Annotated in this window: 2 protein-coding genes; both read left to right on the forward strand. The window is 54.1% G+C overall.

The features are described 5' to 3' along the window. On the forward strand, positions 1-408 hold a 408-nt coding region (locus BHE89_RS18570), incomplete at its 5' end, for a hypothetical protein (RefSeq protein ID WP_458694241.1). Further along, positions 405-833 (forward strand): P-loop NTPase family protein, encoded by a 429-nt coding sequence (locus BHE89_RS18575; protein ID WP_286146296.1) that lies wholly within the window; start codon positions 405-407, stop codon positions 831-833. The genes BHE89_RS18570 and BHE89_RS18575, both read left to right, overlap by 4 nt. The last annotated feature ends 186 nt before the right edge of the window (positions 834-1019 follow it).

Below are 1019 nucleotides of genomic sequence, written 5' to 3' on the forward strand. Positions count from 1 at the left end.
GCTCAACCGGTGGCTCCTGAGCCCAAAGTTGAGCGTGAGAAGGAATTGGGACACGTCGAGGTGCGAGAAAGGGAAGAGCCAGAGGTTAGGGAGTTTGAGCCGCCTAAGGCGAAAACAAACCCGAAAGACATCAACGCGGAAGATTTCTTGCCGTCTGGTGTTACGCCTCAGAAAGCACTCCAGATGCTCAAGGACATGATCCAAAAACGCTCGGGCCGATGGCTCGTGACACCTGTCCTGGAAGAGGATGGCTGCTTAGTAACCAGTGACAAAGCCTTCGACATGATTGCCGGTGAAAACATCGGCATCAGCAAACACATCCTCTGCGGGATGCTGAGCCGGGCACAGAGACGCCCTTTGCTCAAGAAACGTCAGGGAAAATTGTATTTAGAGGTAAATGAAACATGACAATGAGTTATGACCCGCTCGCCTACGAGATGCCGTGGCGGCCCAACTATGAAAAAAATGCTGTAGCAGGCTGGCTTGCCGCCTCCGGCGCGGCTTTGGCCGTAGAGCAAGTCAGCACGATGCCTCCGGAGCCATTCTATTGGATGACGGGGATCTGTGGCGTGATGGCGATGGCTCGTTTGCCCAAGGCTATCAAACTTCACCTGCTCCAAAAGCATTTGAAGGGGCGTGATCTGGAGTTTATTTCCATTGCGGAGCTCCAAAAGTACATCAAGGACACGCCGGACGATATGTGGCTTGGTAGTGGGTTCCTGTGGGAAAACCGCCATGCCCAGCGCGTGTTTGAGATCCTGAAACGCGACTGGACTTCCATCGTAGGGAGAGAGTCCACGGTCAAAAAAGGTTGTCCGGAAGATACAGGGTAAGAAAAAGGAGCTGCCAATCGGCCAGCCCTGGATTCACGGGGTAGAGCCCAAAGAAGAGAAGCTGATGCAGCCACTCAAGCACACTGAGGGGCATTCGCTGATCGTTGGGACCACCGGCTCGGGCAAGACCCGTATGTTCGACATCCTGATTTCACAGGCCATTCTGCGTGGGGAAGCCGTGATCAT

It is taken from the genome of Shigella sp. FC1967, from assembly GCF_001743005.1.
Taxonomy (GTDB): Bacteria; Pseudomonadota; Gammaproteobacteria; order Enterobacterales; family Enterobacteriaceae; genus Proteus.